Annotated in this window: 20 protein-coding genes and 1 pseudogene; 9 read left to right on the top strand and 12 right to left on the bottom strand. The window is 38.9% G+C overall.

The features are described 5' to 3' along the window. Positions 1-5 precede the first annotated feature (5 nt). On the bottom strand, positions 6-710 hold the full coding sequence (locus AA977_RS00935) for a triose-phosphate isomerase (RefSeq protein WP_064434221.1): 705 nt from the start codon (positions 708-710) through the stop codon (positions 6-8). A 213-nt stretch (positions 711-923) separates the two neighbouring features. Between AA977_RS00935 and AA977_RS00930 the strand changes: the two genes are divergently transcribed. From AA977_RS00930 to clsC, 4 genes are read left to right on the top strand one after another with little or no spacing between them, the layout of a single operon-like run. Beyond that, positions 924-1,691 (top strand): fumarate reductase cytochrome b subunit, encoded by a 768-nt coding sequence (locus tag AA977_RS00930; protein ID WP_064434220.1) that lies wholly within the window; start codon positions 924-926, stop codon positions 1,689-1,691. A 9-nt stretch (positions 1,692-1,700) separates the two neighbouring features. Then, positions 1,701-3,845 (top strand): fumarate reductase flavoprotein subunit, encoded by a 2,145-nt coding sequence (locus AA977_RS00925; RefSeq protein ID WP_064434219.1) that lies wholly within the window; start codon positions 1,701-1,703, stop codon positions 3,843-3,845. Further along, positions 3,838-4,575: a fumarate reductase iron-sulfur subunit gene (locus tag AA977_RS00920; protein WP_001282382.1), complete on the top strand. Its 738-nt coding sequence runs from the start codon at positions 3,838-3,840 to the stop codon at positions 4,573-4,575. The genes AA977_RS00925 and AA977_RS00920 overlap by 8 nt, the downstream gene beginning before the upstream one ends. A 19-nt stretch (positions 4,576-4,594) precedes the next feature. Then, entirely contained in the window at positions 4,595-6,103 is a 1,509-nt protein-coding gene (gene clsC, locus AA977_RS00915; protein ID WP_064434218.1) for a cardiolipin synthase ClsC, read from the top strand. Between the two features lie 6 nt (positions 6,104-6,109). Here the strand turns inward: clsC and AA977_RS00910 are convergent, their stop codons facing one another. From AA977_RS00910 to AA977_RS00870, 8 genes and pseudogenes are all read right to left on the bottom strand, one after another. Then, complete coding sequence (locus AA977_RS00910; protein WP_064434217.1) at positions 6,110-6,643, bottom strand: TIGR00645 family protein; 534 nt, start codon at positions 6,641-6,643, stop codon at positions 6,110-6,112. Then, positions 6,637-6,882 (bottom strand): hypothetical protein, encoded by a 246-nt coding sequence (locus tag AA977_RS00905; protein WP_080472356.1) that lies wholly within the window; start codon positions 6,880-6,882, stop codon positions 6,637-6,639. Before AA977_RS00905 ends, AA977_RS00910 begins: the two co-directional genes overlap by 7 nt. Before the next feature lie 271 nt (positions 6,883-7,153). After that, positions 7,154-7,973: pseudogene (locus AA977_RS08030) on the bottom strand (DUF3519 domain-containing protein); the annotation flags it as partial. A gap of 174 nt (positions 7,974-8,147) precedes the next feature. Next, on the bottom strand, positions 8,148-8,960 hold the full coding sequence (locus AA977_RS00890) for a hypothetical protein (protein WP_064434215.1): 813 nt from the start codon (positions 8,958-8,960) through the stop codon (positions 8,148-8,150). A 21-nt stretch (positions 8,961-8,981) separates the two neighbouring features. Continuing rightward, positions 8,982-9,524 carry a DUF1882 domain-containing protein gene (locus AA977_RS00885; RefSeq protein WP_033619182.1) on the bottom strand — a complete coding sequence of 181 codons (543 nt, stop codon included), beginning with the start codon at positions 9,522-9,524 and terminating at the stop codon, positions 8,982-8,984. 10 nt (positions 9,525-9,534) lie between these two features. Further along, entirely contained in the window at positions 9,535-10,785 is a 1,251-nt protein-coding gene (locus tag AA977_RS00880) for a serine hydroxymethyltransferase (protein ID WP_064434214.1), read from the bottom strand. Beyond that, positions 10,785-12,290 (bottom strand): lysine--tRNA ligase, encoded by a 1,506-nt coding sequence (lysS, locus tag AA977_RS00875; protein ID WP_064434213.1) that lies wholly within the window; start codon positions 12,288-12,290, stop codon positions 10,785-10,787. The genes AA977_RS00880 and lysS overlap by 1 nt, the downstream gene beginning before the upstream one ends. A 9-nt stretch (positions 12,291-12,299) precedes the next feature. Beyond that, a complete protein-coding gene (locus AA977_RS00870; RefSeq protein ID WP_064434212.1) occupies positions 12,300-13,007 on the bottom strand; it encodes a CvpA family protein in 708 nt (235 codons plus the stop codon). Positions 13,008-13,226: 219 nt separating this feature from the next. Between AA977_RS00870 and AA977_RS00865 the strand changes: the two genes are divergently transcribed. The 3 genes from AA977_RS00865 to pseI are packed head-to-tail and all read left to right on the top strand — an operon-like array spanning position 13,227 to position 16,167. Then, entirely contained in the window at positions 13,227-14,498 is a 1,272-nt protein-coding gene (locus AA977_RS00865; RefSeq protein WP_064435169.1) for an apolipoprotein N-acyltransferase, read from the top strand. 2 nt (positions 14,499-14,500) lie between these two features. Then, a complete protein-coding gene (locus AA977_RS00860) occupies positions 14,501-15,142 on the top strand; it encodes an ABC transporter ATP-binding protein (RefSeq protein WP_033601776.1) in 642 nt (213 codons plus the stop codon). Positions 15,143-15,144: 2 nt separating this feature from the next. Further along, complete coding sequence (gene pseI, locus AA977_RS00855) at positions 15,145-16,167, top strand: pseudaminic acid synthase (protein WP_064434211.1); 1,023 nt, start codon at positions 15,145-15,147, stop codon at positions 16,165-16,167. A gap of 386 nt (positions 16,168-16,553) precedes the next feature. On the opposite strand, the gene efp is transcribed toward pseI, so the two are convergent. Genes efp through cbf2 form a run of 3 tightly spaced genes read right to left on the bottom strand, consistent with a single transcriptional unit; the run spans position 16,554 to position 18,974 of the window. Continuing rightward, the gene (gene efp, locus AA977_RS00850) at positions 16,554-17,117 is read right to left on the bottom strand and encodes an elongation factor P (RefSeq protein ID WP_000974267.1); all 564 of its coding nucleotides are present in this window, start codon (positions 17,115-17,117) and stop codon (positions 16,554-16,556) included. Positions 17,118-17,138: 21 nt separating this feature from the next. Beyond that, positions 17,139-18,062: a class II fructose-bisphosphate aldolase gene (locus AA977_RS00845; RefSeq protein WP_064434210.1), complete on the bottom strand. Its 924-nt coding sequence runs from the start codon at positions 18,060-18,062 to the stop codon at positions 17,139-17,141. A gap of 12 nt (positions 18,063-18,074) precedes the next feature. Beyond that, positions 18,075-18,974: a peptidylprolyl isomerase CBF2 gene (gene cbf2, locus AA977_RS00840; RefSeq protein ID WP_064434209.1), complete on the bottom strand. Its 900-nt coding sequence runs from the start codon at positions 18,972-18,974 to the stop codon at positions 18,075-18,077. 459 nt (positions 18,975-19,433) lie between these two features. Here cbf2 and AA977_RS00835 point away from each other — a divergent pair, with 459 nt between their 5' ends. Beyond that, entirely contained in the window at positions 19,434-20,153 is a 720-nt protein-coding gene (locus AA977_RS00835) for an EI24 domain-containing protein (RefSeq protein ID WP_064434208.1), read from the top strand. Beyond that, positions 20,147-20,914 carry a flagellar biosynthetic protein FliR gene (gene fliR, locus AA977_RS00830; protein ID WP_064434207.1) on the top strand — a complete coding sequence of 256 codons (768 nt, stop codon included), beginning with the start codon at positions 20,147-20,149 and terminating at the stop codon, positions 20,912-20,914. Before AA977_RS00835 ends, fliR begins: the two co-directional genes overlap by 7 nt. Positions 20,915-20,916 lie beyond the last annotated feature (2 nt).

The raw sequence follows: 20,916 nt of genomic DNA, 5'->3' as shown, positions 1-20,916 counted from the left end.
TTCCTTTATAAAAATGAAATGATTGTTTTAAAATTTTCTAATTCCAAAGACGCACTCCCAACCAATAAACCATCCACGCTATCAATCCCTAAAATTTCTTTGGCGTTTTGTGTGTTCACGCTCCCCCCATACAATAAAGGCGTTTTTTGATTTAAAATTTGCTTTAAAAAACCATGCGTGAGATAAATATCTTCTAAAGAAGCGCTTTTTTTTGTGCCAATCGCCCAAATAGGTTCATAAGCCACGATTAAATTATGATAACTAAGATCAATGTTTTCTAACTGCTCATTTAAAAATTCTTTTACAGCCGCTAAACCCTTTTCTCTGGTCTTTAAATCTTCGCCAATACAATAGATGATTTTAAAATTTTTATCTTTAAAAAAATCAAACTTTTCTTTCAAAAAGCTAGGGCTTTCCTTTAAAAGCGTTCGCCTCTCGCTATGCCCTATTAAAAGCGTGTTGATTTTGAGTTCCTCTAAATGCTTTGAAGTGATTTCACCCGTAAAAGCCCCACAATCTTTAGGGTAAGCGTTTTGCGCCCCTAAAGTGAAATGCAAAAACGCATTAGGCAATAATCCCAAAAAATCAGGGAATACAAACACTCTATCACAATGCTGCGGCTTTAAAGTTTTTTCCAATTCTTTCAAATACGCATGGCTTTTAAAAATAGGCATAGCGGATTTAAAATTAGCCATTGCAATTTTTGTCATCAAAGATCCTTATTTTATAGGTGGTAACTGGCTCTTATTATACCCAAAGCGTTTAAAAAATGTAAATTTTAAACAATAGACCCCTTGAATTTAATTTTTTTCTCAATTTAAGATCTGTTTATAAGAAAAGTTATTTCAAATGTAGTAAAATTAAAGCAGTGTTTTTATTCAATGCTGTTGAATTAAAATTTGAGTTTTTTAGGAGCAATTTTTATGCAACAAGAAGAGATTATAGAGGGTTATTATGGCGCTAGCAAAGGGCTTAAAAAGAGCGGTATTTATGCGAAGCTGGATTTTTTACAAAGCACTACGGGCTTGATTTTAGCGCTCTTTATGATAGTGCACATGTTTTTAGTTTCAAGCATCTTAATTAGCGATGAAGCCATGTATAAAGTGGCGAAATTTTTTGAAGGGAGCTTGTTTTTAAAAGCGGGCGAACCAGCGATTGTAAGCGTGGTTGCAGCAGGGATCATTCTTATTTTAGTGGTGCATGCGTTTTTGGCGTTAAGGAAATTCCCTATCAATTACAGGCAATACAAGGTTTTTAAAACCCATAAGCATTTGATGAAGCATGGCGATACGAGTTTGTGGTTTATCCAAGCTTTCACGGGGTTTGCGATGTTTTTCTTAGCGAGTATCCACCTGTTTGTCATGCTCACAGAGCCTGAAAGCATCGGGCCTCATGGCTCAAGCTATCGTTTTGTCACGCAAAACTTTTGGCTTTTGTATATTTTCTTATTGTTTGCCGTAGAATTGCATGGCTCTATTGGGTTGTATCGTTTAGCGATTAAATGGGGGTGGTTTAAAAACATCAGCATTCAAGGCTTAAGGAAAATCAAATGGGCGATGAGCGTGTTTTTTATTGTTTTAGGGCTTTGCACCTATGGGGCTTATATCAAAAAAGGTTTGGAAAACAAAGATAATGGCATTAAAACCATGCAAGAAGCCATAGAAGCTGATGGGAAATTCCACAAAGAATAAGGGTAGAAAATGAAAATAACATATTGTGATGCGTTGATTATTGGAGGCGGGCTAGCCGGATTAAGAGCTAGTATTGCATGCAAACAAAAGGGTTTAAATACCATTGTTTTGAGTTTAGTGCCTGTCAGGCGTTCGCACTCTGCAGCCGCTCAAGGAGGCATGCAAGCAAGCCTAGCGAACGCTAAAAAAAGCGAGGGCGATAACGAAGATTTGCACTTTTTAGACACGGTTAAGGGGAGCGATTGGGGTTGCGATCAGCAAGTGGCCAGAATGTTTGTAACCACTGCCCCTAAAGCCATTAGGGAATTGGCTAGTTGGGGAGTGCCTTGGACTAGGATCAAAAAAGGCGATAGGCCTGCGGTCGTTAATGGCGAGCATGTTACTATCACTGAAAGAGACGACAGGCATGGCTATATTCTAAGCCGTGATTTTGGCGGCACTAAAAAATGGCGCACATGCTTTACCGCTGATGCCACAGGGCATACCATGCTCTATGCAGTCGCTAATGAAGCCTTGCACCACAAGGTGGATATTCAAGACAGAAAAGACATGCTCGCTTTCATTCATCATGATAACAAGTGCTATGGGGCGGTGGTAAGGGATTTGATCACCGGCGAAATTTCAGCGTATGTTTCTAAAGGCACGCTTCTAGCTACCGGAGGTTATGGGCGCGTGTATAAACACACCACTAACGCTGTGATTTGCGATGGAGCTGGGGCTGCAAGCGCTTTAGAAACCGGCGTGGCTAAGTTAGGCAACATGGAGGCGGTGCAATTCCACCCTACCGCTTTAGTGCCAAGCGGGATTTTAATGACCGAAGGTTGTAGGGGCGATGGAGGGGTTTTGAGAGACAAGTTTGGCAGACGCTTCATGCCCGCTTATGAGCCAGAGAAAAAAGAGCTTGCGAGCAGAGATGTGGTTTCAAGGCGGATTTTAGAGCATATCCAAAAAGGTTATGGGGCTAAATCGCCTTATGGGGATCATGTGTGGTTGGATATTGCTATTTTAGGGCGTAATCATGTGGAAAAAAATTTAAGAGATGTGCGCGATATTGCCATGACTTTTGCGGGAATTGATCCGGCTGATAGCGAAGAGCAAACCAAAGACAACATACAAGGAGCGCCTACTAATGAACCCGAATACGGGCAAGCGATGGCTAAACAAAAAGGCTGGATCCCCATAAAACCCATGCAACACTATTCTATGGGTGGGGTTAGGACAAACCCTAAAGGCGAAACCCATTTGAAAGGCTTGTTCTGTGCGGGCGAAGCGGCATGCTGGGATTTGCATGGGTTTAACCGCTTGGGGGGAAATTCTGTGAGTGAGGCTGTGGTGGCTGGCATGATTATAGGGGATTATTTCGCCTCGCATTGTTTGGAAGCGCAAATTGAAATCAACACGCAAAAAGTTGAAGCTTTCATTAAAGAAAGCCAAGATTACATGCACTTTTTATTGCACAATGAAGGCAAGGAAGATGTGTATGAAATCAGAGAACGCATGAAAGAAGTCATGGATGAAAAAGTAGGCGTTTTTAGAGAAGGCAAAAGGTTAGAAGAAGCCCTTAAAGAATTGCAAGAGCTTTATGCACGCTCCAAAAACATTTGCGTGAAAAACAAGGTTTTGCACAATAACCCTGAATTAGAAGACGCTTATCGCACCAAAAAAATGCTCAAACTCGCGCTTTGTATCACTCAAGGGGCGTTACTGCGCACTGAAAGCAGAGGGGCTCACACAAGGATTGATTACCCTAAAAGAGACGATGAAAAATGGCTTAATCGGACTTTAGCGAGCTGGCCTAGCGCTGAGCAAGACATGCCCACGATTGAATACGAAGAATTAGATGTGATGAAAATGGAAATCAGCCCTGATTTTAGGGGCTATGGCAAAAAGGGTAATTTCATTCCCCACCCCAAAAAAGAAGAGCGCGACGCTGAAATTTTAAAAACGATTTTAGAGTTAGAAAAGCTTGGAAAAGACAGAGTGGAAGTCCAGCATGCACTCATGCCTTTTGAATTGCAAGAAAAATACAAAGCTAGGAATATGCGTTTAGAAGATGAAGAGGTTAGGGCTAGGGGGGAACATTTGTATTCTTTCAATGTCCATGATTTATTAGACAAACACAACGCCAATCTAAAAGGAGAACACCATGAGTGATAATGAACGAACAATTATCGTTAGAGTGCTAAAGTTTGACCCTCAAAGCGCAGTGAGTAAGCCGCATTTTAAAGAGTATCAGTTGAAAGAAACGCCGTCCATGACGCTCTTTATCGCTTTAAACCTCATTAGAGAGCATCAGGATCCGGATTTGAGCTTTGACTTTGTGTGCCGCGCTGGGATTTGTGGATCTTGTGCGATGATGGTTAATGGGAGGCCGAGATTGGCTTGCAAAACCCTAACTTCTAGCTTTGAAAGTGGGGTGATCACGCTGATGCCCATGCCTAGTTTTACGCTCATTAAAGATTTGAGCGTGAATACCGGCGATTGGTTTTTGGACATGACTAAAAGAGTGGAGAGTTGGGCGCATTCTAAAGAAGAAGTGGATATTACCAAACCGGAAAAAAGGATTGAGCCTGATGAAGCCCAAGAGGTTTTTGAATTAGACAGATGCATTGAATGCGGGTGCTGTATCGCCTCTTGCGGGACCAAACTCATGCGCCCTAATTTCATTGGAGCTGCTGGCATGAACAGAGCCATGCGTTTTATGATTGACAGCCACGATGAAAGAAGCGATGATGATTTCTATGAATTAGTCGGCGATGATGATGGCGTTTTTGGGTGCATGAGCCTAATCGCTTGCCATGACACTTGCCCTAAAGAATTACCCTTGCAAAGCAGTATCGCTACTTTGCGCAACCGAATGTTGAAAGTGGGTAAAAGCCGCTAATTTTTTTAGTGGGTCGTTTTTGAAAATCTTTTTAGTTCTTTTAAGCGTCTTTTTTTTTAGTGGGTGTTTTGGGCTAGTTTATAAAACTCCCATTTCAAACCCCCCTATCTCTTATGACCCTTACACCACCACCATTGGGAGTTTGTATGCCAAAAATCTAAAAGAGCGCCCTAACTATAGTGCGGCCATTCTTTTAGAAGATGGCTTTGACGCTTTGTTGCATAGAGTGGGCCTTATTAGAATGAGCCAAAAAAGCATTGACATGCAAACTTATATCTATAAGAACGATCTTTCTTCTCAAGTGATCGCTAAAGAACTTTTAAATGCGGCTAATCGTGGGGTAAAAGTGCGCATCCTTTTAGATGACAACGGGTTAGATTCAGATTTTTCAGATATTATGCTTTTAAATTTCCACAAAAACATTGAAGTGAAAATTTTTAACCCCTACTATATCCGCAATAAAGGCTTGCGCTATTTTGAAATGCTCGCAGACTATGAACGCATTAAAAAACGCATGCACAACAAGCTTTTTATCGTGGATAATTTCGCTGTCATTATAGGGGGGCGCAATATTGGGGACAATTATTTTGATAACGATTTAGAAACGAATTTTTTAGATTTAGACGCTTTGTTTTTTGGGGGGGTTGCCTCAAAGGCTAAAGAAAGTTTTGAAAATTATTGGAAATTCCACCGCTCCATTCCTGTTTCATTGTTAAGAACCCATAAAAGACTCAAAAACAACGCCAAAGAAATCGCTAAACTCCATGAAAAAATCCCTATCAGTGCTGAAGATATTAATGAGTTTGAAAAAAAAGTCAATGACTTTATAGAACGCTTTCAAAAATACCAATACCCTATTTATTATGGGAATGCAGATTTTTTAGCCGATTCGCCTAAAAAAATTGACACGCCCTTGTATTCGCCCATCAAAACCGCTTTTGAAAAAGCCCTTAAAAACGCCAAAGACTCCGTTTTTATCGCTTCGTCGTATTTTATTCCAGGCAAAAAGATGATGAAAATCTTTAAAAATCAAATTGCTAAGGGGATTGAATTGAATATTCTTACTAATTCCCTTTCATCAACGGACGCTATCGTGGTCTATGGGGCGTGGGAAAGGTATCGTAATAAATTAGTGCGAATGGGAGCGAATGTCTATGAAATACGAAACGATTTTTTCAACCGCCAGATTAAAGGGCGCTTTAGCACCAAACATTCCTTACACGGCAAGACGATCGTTTTTGATGACAATTTGACGCTTCTAGGGAGTTTTAATATTGATCCGCGCTCTGCCTATATCAACACTGAAAGCGCGGTCTTGTTTGACAACCCATCTTTTGCTAAAAGAGTGCGTTTGTCGCTCAAAGATCATGCCCAACAATCATGGCATTTGGTTTTGTATCGGCACAGAGTGATTTGGGAAGCAGTAGAAGAAGGTATTTTAATCCACGAAAAAAATTCGCCTGACACTTCCTTTTTTTTGCGCTTGATTAAAGAATGGTCTAAAGTCCTTCCTGAAAGAGAACTTTAAACCCTTTTAATGCCCTTTGTTTTGCAAAAAAGCGATATTATTCGTAACGGCGGCTAAGAGCGCTGAACACACAAACACCAAGTGGATCACGACTTGCCAAAAAATGGGGTTATGCGATAAGGGCGTGTCCTTAGGAATGCTGGATAAAACATCTTCTAAACTCATGTAGCGTTTGAGCAAGAAAATCGCCGAAATGGCTACAATGGAGAGCGAAACCTTTAATTTTAAAGCGTTGAAATCCGTATGCTTTAGCCAAGTGATTTCGCTAGCATCTACCTTGTCTAGTTTAGAAACAAAGCTTTCATAGCTGGCGAGCAACACCATTAAAACAAGCCCGGCCATAAACAACAAATCCACCAAACCCAAGGCCGATAAAACCAAATCCGTTTCGCTGATCGTGTTTAAATGGCTGAGCATGTGCCACAACTCTTTCATGAACACATAGCCTAAAACCACTAACACTAATGACATGGCAATGCATAAAGGGGCTAGCAACCAACGAGTGGCAAACAACACTCTTTCAATCAATTTTTCTAACATGTTAAAACTCTTTTTGATTGTTTCTTTTTTAAAGCTTTGATTATAGCTAATTTTAAAAAACCCATAAATGACTTTTTAGCTTGTTTTTTGTAGCGCTCTTCGCTTTTGTGTTTTGATTGATTTTCATGCTTCACTCCTTGACTTGTTGATTCTTTTGTGTGATTATTACAAAATGGTTTAGAAACTGAGTTTTTATCCCATGCTAAAAACACTTTAAGTGTGCCAAGAGACCCTAACACATAAGACGAAAGGGCTTGTGTATAATCAAGGTGAGACTTTTTTAAATATTCCGCTTAATATTTTCTTATGATTTGATGCATTTTCACTGCTATTATTGTGCTGGTGTCTCATTCCTTGTCCATTCTTTTATGTTATAGTTTCAAAATACATTAGCTTTATAAGCATGTCTAGCACTTCAAAGCTTTTAACTGATGTTTAATTGCTATATAAACTAAACTATCTTTATCGTTTTGTTTGTTTATTGTTTTTTAGCATTAGTTTATTTTCATCATTTGGTTTCAAGTCTTTTGCATTCACGATCGCATAATCTAGATCGTAAATCTCTCTTTCATTCAACCGGACTCGGCTCTTGGGTAGTTGCTCTTGTATCTGTGTGGGTATATCAGATCCTACTTCTATTTTAGTGTTGCTTTCAATATTACCCGCATTGCCCCTCTCGTGTTCTAATTTTCGTTTTAACGCTTCTTTACGCTTGGTTTCTTGTTCTTTAGCTTTTAAAAATTCTTGTTCGCTTGCTAACCTTTCACTTTCTAATTTAAGAAGCTTTTCAGCGTTCGCTTGCTCTAGGGGGGATAAAGGCTCTTGACTTTTTAATTCTTTTTGTATAGGATTAGGTTTAACAGAGTTTAAAGAATTAAATGCCTTTTCTTTTGTTATTGCTTGCGGAGTAGGAATAATCGTTGGCTTCTCTGTTGTATTTTTCAACTCATAACTGCTTACTACCCAGTGATTATCTAATTCTTTATTGTCCCATGTGTTATTTAAAATCCTACTAACTTATTGTTATATTCCACAAATAAACTGCTCCGCTAAAATCAGAGACTCTTGACTTGTTAATGGTTTTTCATTTATGATTTTCTCGTTGGCGTTCTTGCTAGCGTTAAGGGTGATCCCAGAGTGTCGACTAGCACCCTTAAAATCTATAAAATTCCTACCGCTATAAAAATCAAAAATCTTATTCCCACTATTTAAATCATCTATTACTAAGCTTTACGCCGTTATTCTCCCACTCGTAAGCATACCTAAAGTCGTTTTCAAGCTTTTTAAAACTATCTAATGCCACGCTCCCATTCTTCATCGCTTCGCCCATGTTAAGCAGTTCATCGTTAGTCAGTCCGCCTGTGTTTCTATAGTATAAGTAGTATCAGTTTTGAACGCCTATTTTAGGGAGATAGCGGTAATGAGAAATTTCTTTGCAAAAAGACTGGGGAGTTTAAAAGAAATAAGCCTAAAAGAGAATGGCTCTTTTAGCTTGTCAAAGCCTTTAACGCAATTCTACCACAACAGGCTTAGTCATCTTCTTACTGACTTCTTCTGCATGCATTAAGGCTTCTTGCTTGCTTTTATAAGGGCCTATAAGGTAGCGTTTAGTGGCCCCTCTGTCTTCAATTTTATGGGGGAATTGGTTAAATTCTTGCAAAAAGGCTTTGTTGGGCGTGTGTGCAAAAACCCCCACTTGCAAATAATGCCCTTTAGTAAGATTGGTTTTAGAATCAGTCTTTTTGGAAACTTCTTTATGGGCTTCTTTTTTGACTTTAGGCTCTTTTTTAGCTATATGTTTAGCTTTATCTTTACTGGCTTCTTTATCTTTAGGCGTTACTTTAGGCTTTTTATGGGGGGTTTCTTTTTTATTCGCAGCTTGAGATTCTTTTTGAGCCACCATAGGAGCGCGTTCAACAACTTTTAATTCTTTTTTAGCTTCTTGCGTTTCTTCTGTTGTTTTCATCTCTGTTTGAGTTTGATCGGTTTGAACGGGCATGCTAGAAGTTTCATTTTCTTGTTTCTTAACATTATCCACCACTTTGTCTAGCGTGGATTCTTGTTTGGAAGGCTCCATCTCCAAGCCTTCAAAACTATCGTCTTTTTTCTCATCTTTCGTGTTGCCTATTTTTTGCATCCCACTATCGGTTTGTAAAAAAGTCTCTTTAGGAGCGACTCTCGTGCTTTTCCAAAACACCATTAAAAGCACCGCTAAAATGATAATAGCTATCGCCACAATCAAAAACACTTTTTTAGTGCCGCCCCCATTATTCTCTTCTTCTAAGATCACTTCATCCAATCTTTCTTTTTCTGACATCAAAAATCCTTTCAAAAATTGTTATAAATGCTTCGCCCAAGAGCTTCCTCGCTCTTTTGCAAACACTTCATAAGGTAAAGCTAAAATATTAAATTCCTTAGGCCATTCGTTGCTTGGGAATATTCTCCATTCTTTAGGCAACCCTTGCGCCAGCTTCATAGACAAGGTTTTAACCAGCCTTTCGCCCTCGCCCAATTCCGTATGCCCCTTATGCACATACAAATGCAAATGCCCAGGCGTTTTGGTGTTATAAGCGGTAAAATTCATAAAACCTTCCTCACGAAGCAATAACTGCGCCTTATGATAAAACCGCTCCGGATTCCTCCCATTATAATCAAACACAATATTTTCCACTTTATCGTTACGCAAGATGAGATTGTGTGCGATTTCTATTTCCCTTTTTAAATGTTTTTGAATGAGCGCGCTTGTGAGCATGGCATTGACTCTTTGGAATTTATTGTAATAGCAACGCCCCGCATAATCCACTCTCTCCCCTAGACCCGGTTTTTTTTCAAAATAATGGCTTGTATCTATCTTAATAAGTTTTAATTCCATTTCTGTCATCTTGACTTCCTTAAAAAATAGGTTGGTGGTACACAGGGAATTGATTAGCCATCGCTTTCAATTCTTCTTTCACATGCAATTGCAAACTAACATTATTAATATCATTCAAAATATCTGATATTTTATTCCCTATGATTTCAAATTCCTTAGCGCCCATGCCCCTTGCACTCAATGCCGCTGAGCCAATCCTTATCCCGCTCGTTACAAAAGGGCTGCGCGTTTCGCCAGGAATGGTGTTTTTATTCACGGTGATTCCAGCATTCCCTAATGCAATGTCAGCGTCTTTCCCGCTATAAGGCTTGTTTAAAAAATCCATTAAAAGCAAGTGGTTAGAAGTGCCATCGCTCACTAATTTATGGTTTTTTTCTTTTAATGTTTTAGCGAGAACTTGCATGTTAGATTTCACCAACTTCGCATAAGCTTTAAACTCTGGCTTTAAATTCTCTTTAAACCCCACCGCTTTTGCAGCAATTGCATGCATCAAAGGCCCGCCTTGAGTCCCTGGAAAGATCGCTTTATCAATCTTAGCCGCTATCTCTTCATCATTGGTTAAAATAAGCCCCCCTCTAGGCCCTCTTAAAGTCTTATGAGTGGTGCTTGAAACCACATGGCAATGCGGGAAAGGATGGGCATGTTCACCAGCGACTACAAGCCCTGCCACATGGGCTATATCGCCTAATAATAACGCCCCCACCACATCAGCGATTTCTCTAAATTTTTTAAAATCAATCTCCCTTGGATAAGCTGAAAACCCGCACACAATGATTTGAGGCTTAACGCTTTGAGCGATTTTTAAAACTTCTTCATAATCAATATAGCCATCTAAACCCACGCCATAAGAAAAGCTCTGGTAATGCTTGCCGGTCAAACTCACTTTAGCGCCATGCGTTAAATGCCCCCCACAGCTTAAATCCATGCCTAAAATTTTGTCATAAGGCTTTAAAAGGGCGTGATAGACAGCGTTATTGGCTTGCGAGCCTGAATGCGCTTGCACGTTAGCAAACTGGCAATTAAAAAGCTTTTTAGCCCTTTCTATGGCCAGGCTTTCTACTTTATCCACCACTTCACAGCCTCCATAATAGCGTTTGTTAGGATAGCCTTCAGCGTATTTATTCGTTAAAATACTCCCCATAGCCTCCATGACGCTAGCAAAAGTGTAATTCTCGCTCGCTATCATTTCTAAATGCTCGTTTTGGCGCTTAAACTCTTCAAAGATCAACTCAAAAATTTCACTATCGCTTTGTTCTAAAAAATAAGCCATTATTCTCCACTTTCAACATTAAAATCGTTTTTAACAGGGCGCATCGCTGGGAATAAAATCACATCTTTAATGCTTTTAGCCCCAGTGAGCAACATCACCAATCTGTCAATACCTATGCCTTGCCCTGCAGTGGGGGGCATTCCATGAGCTAATGCCCACACATAATCTTCGTCCATGTATTGGGCTTCTTCATCGCCTTTTTCTTTTTCGGCTACTTGACTTTTAAAGCGTTCTAATTGATCTAAGGGGTCATTCAATTCGCTAAAGCCGTTAGCGATTTCTTTTCCTGCAATAAACAATTCAAACCTGTCAGCAATGTTAGGGTTACTATCGTTGCGTCTGGCTAGCGGGCTAATTTCAATAGGGTATTGCGTTACAAAAGTGGGGTGAATGAGTTTATGCTCCACAAAATGATCAAACGCTTCAGCGAGCAATTTGCCATGAGTGAGATTGGACTCTACTTTGACGCCTTGCTCTAACAAATAAGCCAAAAGTTTGTCTTCTTTTTCTAAAATCTCCTTGCTAATGCCCCCTATTGTTTCTAAAGTATCTAAATAGGAAATCACGCTCGTTTGATTGAAATCCACTTCCATGTCGTTATAAATGATTTTTGAATCTAAGTTTAAAGTCTTTAGCAAGTAGTCAAACAACCTCTTGCTTAATTCAATCAGATCTTCATAAGTGTGATACGCCCAATAAAACTCAATCATCGTAAATTCAGGGTTATGGCTGTGATCCATGCCTTCATTCCTAAAATTACGATTGATTTCAAACACCGCTTCAAAACCCCCCACAATCAAGCGTTTAAGGTATAATTCTGGGGCGATCCTCAAATACCTTTCAACTTCTAAAGCGTTATGATAAGTGATAAAAGGCCTTGCATTCGCCCCGCCAGGAATGGGGTGCATCATTGGGGTTTCCACTTCCAAAAACCCTTCCATTTCAAAGAATTTCCGCACGCTAGAAACAATCAAACTGCGTTTTTTAAACACATCCTTAACGCTAGGATTGACTATCAAATCCAAGTAGCGCTGGCGGTAACGCAACTCTATATCGCTCAATCCATGAAACTTTTCAGGCAAAGGCACAATGGTTTTGCTTAAAATGTGAAATTCTAGGGCATGAATGCTTAATTCACCGGTTTTAGTGGCGAAAGGAAAGCCTTTCACCAACACAATATCGCCCACTTCTAAATGCTTTTTTAAGCTTTTAAATTCATCGTTCAATTCATTTTGTGAAACATAGGCTTGTAAAATCGCGCTTTCATCTTCAATTTTAATAAAACATGCCTTACCCATTAAACGCAAGAGCTTGACCCTCCCTACAATGCTCTCGCATTTTTCTTTGTCTTTAGGCTCTTCTAAACCCTTCACATAAGCGTATTTTTCTAAAAAAGCGGCGTTTGTCAAGCTTCGTTTCAAGCCATTTTTATAAGGGTTTTTCCCTTCTCCTCTCAAGCTGTTGGCTTTATGAATGCGTTGTTGGATGTATTGGTTAGAAAACATGTTTTGCCTTTATAGAGGTTCTTTAGATGGGTTTTGTGGGGTTGGGTTGGGTTTATCTGGGTTAGTTCTTGGCTCTAGCATGTTTTTAGGCAAATCTTTAGCCTTTTCTTTTAGGGATTCTACGCCCTTATCCATCGTTTTATCAAAAGATTCTTTAGCTTTGTTAAAAGTTTCTTTATTTTTGACTTCATCGCTCATTTCTTCAAGGTTTTCTTTAAAATTTTGCTCCACATGTTTGACGCCATCAAGGCGCATGAACTTGCTAGCAACGCTTTTCATGGTAGAAAAAAAAGTGCTCCTTTCTTGCAAGTAGGCGTTAGCGTCTTTCATCAACTCCATTTTGGAGAGTGCATAAAGGATAAAGGACAACACTAAAAAAGTCTTTAAGCATGAAAAAATAAACCCTAACGCCTTGTCTATAATGCCTAGCCCACTAAAGTCTAACACCTTGCTTAACAACACTCCAAAAGCTAAGAAAAACACCCAAATAGACGCTAGCACCAGTAAAAAACCAATGAGATTAGTCATGGTTTCATTCCCCAAATTATACAAATGCATCGAAAATAAATTTCCAACGGCCACAGAATAGCGAGACGCTAAATACACGCCAAGCACAATCCCTAAAATCCCTGCTACTTCACTCACCAAGCCATGATAAAATCCCCTAATCCCAAAGGCTACCACCACCACAAGTAACGCTAAATCAATATAATTCAAACCCTAAACCCAAACCTTTCTTTTATTCTCTATCTCTCACAAAGATAGTGAGCGCTAAAACGCCCATGATTTTAACGCCATTAAGACGCATTCTTTAGACTTGAAATTTAAAAATAATAACACAACTTAAAAAAAACTACCCTTAAAATCAAGCTAAAATTCTTTAATAAAATATAGCTATAATATTCTAAAACGATCTCAAGGTTTCACCATTTAATGATGCGTCTTATTCTGTTCCATCAAAACGCTTTTTTATTAGCATGCGTGTTTGTTTCAAGCGTGTATGCGAATGTTTTTTTAGACGCTTTTGCTATTGAAAACCCCTATATCCCTATCATACTCACAAGCTTATTAGCCCCTTTAAGCATGCTGGCGTTTTTAAAAACCCCTAAAAACAGTGCTTTTGCTTTGGGGTTTTTTGTGGGGGCGTTGTTGTTTTATTGGTGCGCTTTAAGTTTTCGCTATTCTGATTTCACTTATTTATTGCCTTTAATCGTTATTTTAATAGCGTTAGTTTATGGGGTTTTATTTTATTGGTTGCTCTATTTTGAAAACCCCTATTTCAGGCTTTTAAGTTTTTTAAGCCTTAGTTTTATCCACCCTTTTGGATTTGATTGGTTAGTCCCGGACAGCTTTTTTTCTTACAGCGTGTTTAGATTAGATCAATTATCGCTAGGGCTTGTTTTTTTGGCTTGCATTTTTTTGAGCGCGAAACCATTTAAAAAATACAGAATTATAGGGGTTTTATTGTTGCTTGGCGCGTTGGATTTTAATTTCTTTAAAACAAGCGGTTTAAACAAGGTTGGAAACATTGAATTAGTCTCTACAAGAACGCCCCAAGATCTGAAATTTGACTCAAGCTACCTTAATAACATTGAAAACAACATCCTTAAAGAAATCAAGCTCGCTCAAAATAAGAAAAAAACCTTAATCGTCTTTCCAGAGACCGCCTACCCTATTGCTTTAGAAAACTCCCCTTTTAAAGCCAAACTAGAAGATTTAAGCGGTAATATTTCCATTTTAATAGGGACATTGCGCACTCAAGGCTATGATCTCTACAACAGCTCGTTTTTATTTTCTAAAGAAAGCGTTCAAGTCGCTGATAAGGTGATCTTAGCCCCCTTTGGCGAAACCATGCCCTTACCAGAATTTCTTCAAAAACCCCTTGAAAAACTCTTTTTTGGCGAAAGCGCTTATTTATACCGCAACGCTTCTAATTTTAGCGATTTTGCATTAGATGGTTTTACTTTCCGCCCCCTGATTTGCTATGAAGGCACTTCCAAATCCGCTTACTTGAACAGCCCTTCAAAAATTTTTGTAATAATGAGCAATAACGCATGGTTTAGCCCAAGCATTGAACCCACCTTGCAAAGAATGCTTTTAAAATACTATGCAAGGCGTTATAATAAAACCATCTTGCACAGCACGAATTTTTCACCTTCTTACATTTTAAGCCCTAGTTTATTGGGCGATATTCTTTTTAGGAAATGATCATGATTAAAGCCGTTAATATTTCTCATGCCTTTGAAAAGCCCCTTTATAGTGGCGTGAATTTACACATTAAACCCAAAGAAAGCCTAGCGATTTTAGGCGTGAGCGGGAGCGGGAAAAGCACGCTTTTAAGCCATTTAGCCACCATGCTAAAACCAAATAGCGGGACGATTAGTTTGTTAGAACACCAGGATATTTACGCTTTAAATCCCAAAAAGCTTTTGGAATTACGGCGCTTAAAAGTGGGCATCGTCTTTCAAGCGCATTATCTTTTCAAGGGTTTTAGCGCTTTAGAAAACTTGCAAGTCGCTTCAATCATCGCCAAGCAAGAAATAGATCATTCCATCTTAGAAAAATTAGGCATAGCCCACACCCTAAATCAAGGCGTGGGCGAATTGAGCGGCGGCCAGCAACAACGCTTGAGCGTCGCCAGAGTGCTTTCTAAAAAACCCCAAATCATTATCGCTGATGAACCCACTGGGAATTTAGACACCACTAGCGCTAATCAAGTCATTAGCATGCTGCAAAATTACATTACAGAAGAAGAGGGGGCGTTAGTTTTGGCCACGCATGATGAACATTTGGCTTTCACTTGCTCTCAAGTCTATCGCTTAGAAAAAGAAGTTTTGATTAAGGAAAAATAAAAATGTTGCAACGCCCTAAAATTGTCGCTGAATTGAGCGCTAATCATAACCAAGATTTAAACCTCGCTAAAGAAAGCCTTCATGCCATTAAGGAAAGCGGCGCGGATTTTGTCAAGCTCCAAACCTACACGCCAAGCTGCATGACTTTAGATTCCAAAGAAGATCCTTTCATCATTCAAGGCACTTTGTGGGATAAAGAAAATTTGTATGCGTTGTATCAAAAGGCTTCAACCCCCCTAGAGTGGCATGCGGAATTGTTTGAGTTGGCTAAAAAGCTTGATTTAGGCATTTTTAGCTCGCCTTTTAGCTCACAAGCTTTAGAGCTTTTAGAGAGTCTAAATTGCCCCATGTATAAAATCGCTAGTTTTGAAATCGTTGATTTAGATTTGATTGAAAAGGCTGCTCGCACAAAAAAGCCCGTTATCCTTTCTAGCGGTATCGCTACGCATGCTGAATTGCAAGACGCTATCAATTTATGCAAAGAAGTGGATAATTTTGACATCACCCTTTTAAAATGCGTGAGCGCTTATCCCAGCCAATTAGAAGACGCTAATTTGTTGAGCATGGTTAAATTGGGTGAAAAGTTTGGCGTCAAATTTGGCTTGAGCGATCACACGATCGGCTCTCTTTGTCCCATTTTAGCCACCACTTTGGGAGCGAGCATGATAGAAAAGCATTTCATTTTAAACAAATCCTTACAAACCCCAGACAGTGCTTTTAGCATGGATTTTAACGAATTTAAAAGCATGGTTAAAGCTATCCAACAAAGCGTTTTGGCTTTAGGCGAAGAAGAGCCCAAAATCAACCCGAAGACTTTAGAGAAGCAAAGATTTTTCGCCCGCTCTTTATTTGTCGTTAAGGATATTCAAAAAGGCGAGGCATTGACTAGCGATAATATCAAAGCCTTACGCCCCAACCTTGGTCTACACCCTAAATTTTATAAAGAAATTTTAGGCCAAAAAGCATCAAAATTCTTGAAAGCCAACACCCCTTTAAACGCTGATAGCATAGAACGATCGTTGTAGGTTTGTTTTGATGAAAAAGGGGTTTTAAAATTTTGTTTATTGTTTTGGATTTATTTTATTACAAAAAATTTATTTTCTTTATTTAGGACTTTTAAGGGATAGGAGTATCGCTCTCATTAAATGTTACAACTAGAGCCTCATTTAAATTTCAATTAACTTTAATTTTTAATAAAAACAAGGTTTTGGTTATTCTGGTTTTATCGTTTTAAACTTTGTTTTAAAAACTCATTTTCTTAAGGGAATAGGGGGATTTTGAGTTCTCCCCTACAATCCCCTTAAATAACCCCAAAGATCGCTTTTTAAAAGGTTATCGCTCGCTTAAAATCAAGCTTTCATGCCAGATTTAAAAAATGCTTTTGAGTATTTTATCCATACCCAATGAAAAACTATTTCACTTTTTCAAGATACTCTTCTGTTTCCGTATTGACTTTAATCACCTCACCCTCTAAAACATGGAAAGGCACTTGCACGACCGCACCGGTTTCTAAAGTCGCTGGTTTTTTGCTCGCGCTTGAAGTGTCGCCCTTAAAATTAGGGGCCGTTTCTACAATCTTCAAAGCCACAACTTGAGGCACATCCACTGAAATCGCCTTATCATTATGCAACAAAACCTGCACTTGCATGCCATCTAACATCCATTTAGAAGCTTCGCCCACTTGAGAGTCGTTTAAAGCGATTTGCTCATAGCTCTCTATATCCATGAATTGATATGTATCGCCATCATGATAAAGGTATTGCATCGTTTTTTCCACAAGGTTAGGCTCTTCGCACTTATCCCCCGCATGGAAAGTTTTCTCAATCACTTTACCATCTAAAAACGACTTGATTTTCGCACGCACAAAAGCCGCACCCTTGCCGGGCTTGACATGCTGGTATTCTACGATCCTATAAGGCACACCGCCTAATTCAATTTTTAAGCCCTTTTTAAGCTCACTCATCCCAATTGCCATGTTGCACTCTTTCCTTGTTGATTAAATTTTATTGGCACTGCCCAAAAGTTTCATGCGCTCTTTGACCACATTTTTAAGCGCCAATTGAGCCGGAGCGAAAAACTTCCTCAAATCAAATTGGCTCTTATCTTCATTAGCCACCTTACGCACTTCTGCAATGAAAGCGATCCTTAAATCCGTGTCGGTATTGACCTTATTGATCCCCCCTTTTACGGATTCTTGTAAAAATTCAAAAGGCACGCCTTTAGAGCCTTTCAAATCGCCTCCAGCGTCCAAATAAGATTTTCTCACATTGTCCGGTATCGCGCTCGCTCCATGCAAAACCAAAGGGATATTCGTAAGCCTTTTAACCTCTTGCAAACGCTCAAAATCCAATTTTGGCTCACCCTTAAACTTAAACGCTCCATGGCTTGTCCCAATGGCTGGGGCTAAATAATCCACTTGAGATTCCTTGACAAACTGCTCCGCTTCTTTAGGATTCACCAACACGGCGTCTTTTTCATCTACTGAAATATTGTCTTCAATCCCCATCAAACGCCCTAACTCCGCTTCTACGCTCACTCCAGCGTTATGCGCCATTTTGACCACTTTAGAAGTCAATTCCAAATTTTCTTCAAAAGCATGGTGAGACGCATCAATCATCACCGAAGTGAAACCCGCTTTCACGGCTTTTTCACAACTTTCAAAAGTCGTGCCATGATCTAGGTGTAAAGCTACAGGAATGTGAGGGTAGCGTTCGCACATGATTTTCACCATGCCCACTGCCATATCAATTCCCATGTATTTGATCGCCCCTTCACTCGCTTGAATGAAAAGCGGGGAATTTTCTTCATTTCCTGCTTCAAAAATAGCGTTTAGCATTTCAAAATTCACAAAGTTAAACGCCCCTACCCCATAACCTTCCTTATGGGCTTTCAATAAAATTTCATTACCTTTAACTAGCATGACAACACCTCATCATTTATTGTTGATAACAATTTTAGCGTGTTTCCTCAATTCCTCAATTCTTTGATTCATGCGTTCTTGGAAAAGCTTTTCTTGCAACATCCCCTTAATGGTGGGTTTAGCTTGCTCATAAGTGTAAGTTACAGGGCTATCTTTAGAAATCAAATAGATAATATGATAGCCAAACTCCGTTTTAACAGGGGTTTTAGTGTAATTCCCAGGAGTTAAAGCGAAAGCGGCTTTAGAAAAATCCGGAGCCATTTGGTTTTTTTGGAATTTCCCTAAATCACCGCCATTTTGCGCGTTTTTGCTGTTAGGATCGATGGTATCACGATTGGCTAACTCAATGAATTTGGCTTCTTTTTTAGTCTTTGGCTGTTTGTCAATTTCAGAAATGATCCTTTTAGCCTCATCTTCGGTTTTCACTAAAATATGCCTGGCATGCGCTTCTTGTTTGACAAAAAGTTGATCTTTATTAGCGTTATAAAAATCTTGCATTTCTTTTTCGGGGATTTGGATTTTTTTCACTTCTTCGGCTTGTTTTTTAGCCCAAAATTCCACTAAAGCCTGTTTTTTAACCGCTTCCATCATCGCCTTAAATTCTGGAGTTTGATCCAACTTTTCTGCCTTAGCTTCATTTTCTACAAGTGCGGTGCGAATAGCCTGCTCAATCAAGGCTTCTTTTTCTTTCTCTTTAAGCTTGTCAAAATCAAAATTGGGGTTTCGTTGCTTGATCATATCAAAATCGCTTTTGGTAATGGGCCTGCCATCCACTGTCGCTAACACGCCTGCTGAAGCGTCGGTCGTTTTCTTCGTGTTATGCGTAGCGTTCGCATTATGAGCTGGCTTAGCCATCAAAAACGATGCACTCAACGCACCCACTAACGCTAAATTTAAGATATTTTTTTTCATTGTGTTCTCCACTCTAAACTAATTTTCATAATTAAATTTACATTATAGCAAATTTAAAACAAAATCAGCTATTATGATTTAGAAAACTCACATTAAGGGGTAAGAAAGGTGAGTAAAAAATGTTTGTCTCAGATATTGTGATAATATCTATTGTCCTTATTGGCGTTAGTTATATTCTTTTGGAAAGAAAAAGAATGTTAAAGAAGATTCAAAATTTCATAAAGCAGTAGTAAAAATTATAGGTATTATTATTGCTGTTTCGATTTGTTGTCCTTGGATTTGGGCAATATTGTTTTTCATATCAATGTGGTTTGCAATGAATTACATACCTTATTAAATAACTTCTCTTTATTCTTTTAACCAATCTCATGATTTATAAGCTTAATTTATAGGATAAGATTAAGGGACTTTGCGCTTAAATACCCCTTATAAAAGTGAGTTTAAGAAGGGTTTTAGGTTATGGTTTTGTCTTTATCTATCCTTAAAAAAAGCTTTGAAGATTTTTTAAGCACTAGAATGCTTTTAACCAATCTTGGCCCTGTCCTTTTAAGCTTGGCGTTTTTTGGAATTGTTTTTTACTACAACGGCGAGAGTATTGTGAGTTATTGCCAAACCTTATTGCCGCAATCTTTGAATGATTATGCCCATGCTCAAGGCTTTTTTTCTGGCGCGTTTGCATGGGTTTTTAAAGCGTTAGTGTATTTTCTTGTTTTTTGGATCGTGATTCTTTTGAGTTTAATCATCAATATTTTTGCGTCTATTTTTTACACCCCTTTAGTAATCTCTTATTTGCACCAAAAATACTATTCCCATGTGGTTTTAGAAGAATTTGGCTCTATCCTTTTTTCTGTTAAATATTTTTTAAAATCGCTCCTTTTTATGCTTTTATTATTAGCGGTTTTAACGCCCTTTTATTTCATTCCTTTTATAGGGATCTTTTTTTCTATAATCCCGCATTTCCTCTTTTTTAAAAACACCATGAGTTTGGATATAGCCAGTGCAATTTTTAATCATCAAAGTTATCAAAAACTCCAACGACAACACCGCTTGAAGCATTATCGTTTTGCATTTTTTTGCTATCTTTTTTCTCTAATCCCTTTTTTTAATTTTTTTGCCACCTTGTTGCAAACCCTCATGCTCACGCACTACTTTTTCATCCTTAAAGAAAAAGAATGCTAGATTTTATTCAAGAGCTTAGCACCCCGCATGTCAGGGATTTTTTCTTATTATTTTTAAGGGTTAGTGGGGTGCTGTCTTTTTTCCCTTTTTTTGAAAACCATTTAGTGCCTTTATCGGTGCGTGGGGCTTTGAGCTTGTATGTGAGCGCGATTTTTTACCCCACTTTAGAGTTTTCAAACGCCACTTACACGCCTGAGGGTTTCATCATTGCATGCTTATGCGAGCTGTTTTTAGGGGTGTGCGCGTCTATCTTTTTGCAAATCGTCTTTGCGAGTTTAGTGTTTGCAACCGATAGCATCAGCTTTTCTATGGGGCTTACCATGGCGAGCGCGTATGATCCCATTTCAGGATCGCAAAAACCCATTGTGGGGCAAGCCCTTTTATTGTTAGCGATTTTGATTTTACTAGATTTATCTTTCCATCATCAAATCATTTTGTTTGTGGATCACAGCTTAAAAGCCGTCCCTTTAGGGCAATTTGTCTTTGAGCCGGCATTAGCTAAAAACATTGTCAAAGCCTTTTCGCACTTGTTTGTCATAGGGTTTTCTATGGCGTTCCCTATTTTGTGCTTGGTGCTATTGAGCGATATTATTTTTGGCATGATCATGAAAACACACCCTCAATTCAACCTGCTCGCTATTGGTTTCCCAGTTAAAATTGCGATCGGGTTTGTGGGCATTATTTTAATCGCTTCAGCTATCATGGGGCGTTTTAAAGATGAAATCAGTTCAGCGTTTAGCGCGATTAGTAAAATCTTTTAAAG

Source organism: Helicobacter pylori (assembly GCF_001653455.1).
Lineage (GTDB): Bacteria > Campylobacterota > Campylobacteria > Campylobacterales > Helicobacteraceae > Helicobacter > Helicobacter pylori_A.
Note: the sequence above shows the minus strand (reverse complement) of the source record. Positions and strands in the feature narration are given on the sequence as shown.